We start from the raw sequence: 1,180 nt of genomic DNA on the forward strand, positions 1-1,180 counted from the left end.
GATCAGGGTCTCGCGGGTTACCCGATCGAGCAGGCGACCATCGTGGGACACCAATACGAAGGCGCCACGCCACGCCAGCAGGAAGCGCTCGAGCCAGAGCAGGGCGGGCAGATCCAGGTGGTTGCTGGGTTCGTCCAGCAGTAACAGGTTGGGTTGGTGCAGCAGAGCGCGGCCTATCTGCAAGCGGGTGTGCTGACCGCCGCTCAGCGCGCTGACCGGAAGGTCGGCCTGCTCGGTCAGTTGCAGTTCGGTCAGCATCTTGTCTACCTGCCACGCCTGGTCAGCCTCGTTGGCCAGTGCATCGAGCAGCACGGCGCGGGTGCTGAGTGCTTGCAGTTGCACGGGCAGATGCTGGGCCACAAATTCACAGCGGCAGGGGCTAGCCTTGTGGATGCGTCCCTCATGGGGCTGGCGCTGACCGGCCAGCAGGGCGAGCAGTGTGCTCTTGCCACAGCCGTTGGCGCCTATGAGGCCAATGCGATCACCGCTGCGGATGCTGAGGTCGAGGTTGTCAAATAACGGAAGGTGCCCCGCACTCATTTGCAGGGAATGGGTACTCATCAGGGTTGTCATGCTCTTGCTCTCTTAAATTCCGGGATCGAAGATCCCTGTCATCAGGAGCGCTGGCGACAACGGCAGAGTCGAGAAAGGTCTCGGTTTGGAAGGGAGTCGGCTTTGCTCGAACCCGCTATCGCAGCGCGATGGTATGCAGGCAAGAGCACGCGAATGTGCCGAACAGGCGGGCCGAGAACATCGGGCACGCTTGGATAACCATTTTTTACCTCCTTATTTTTCGTAGTGGCAAGGTGCGGCGATTATAAGCGCAGAAAAAAAAGCCGTCCATCGGGGTTCTGGGCTGTCGCCGGGTAGCAAGGAGGCGAGAAAGGGCGTCAGCGTCGGTCACCGACAAGGCGGCAGCCCCGCGCTGCGGGGCTGCCTCATGGCGTGTGATGAATTAATCGCGGGGGGTTTTGAGTGCCTGGATCACATCGTCAGTGGGAGCCAGCTCCTCGACGTGGTTGAAGCTCTCGATCCCCTCTTGCGGATGCAGGGTGAAGGCGTCGGCGCTCAGGTAGCTGCCGCTGCCTGTGCTCTCCATGATGACGATGAGCTCGGGCTGCTTGTCACCGTTGAGATCCTGCAGTTTGAGCTCCTTGATGGTGCCATCGCGCGCCAGCAC

2 protein-coding genes are annotated in these 1,180 nt (G+C 61.2%); both read right to left on the reverse strand.

From position 1 onward, the window contains the following. On the reverse strand, positions 1 to 573 hold a 573-nt coding region (locus AAC083_RS03810), incomplete at its 3' end, for an ATP-binding cassette domain-containing protein (protein ID WP_146181568.1). A gap of 382 nt (positions 574 to 955) precedes the next feature. Continuing rightward, a partial coding sequence (locus tag AAC083_RS03815) for a PliI family lysozyme inhibitor of I-type lysozyme (protein WP_219927859.1) occupies positions 956 to 1,180 on the reverse strand: 225 nt, incomplete at its 5' end.

The sequence above is a fragment of the Aeromonas sp. HMWF014 genome, assembly GCF_963878295.1.
GTDB lineage: Bacteria > Pseudomonadota > Gammaproteobacteria > Enterobacterales > Aeromonadaceae > Aeromonas > Aeromonas popoffii.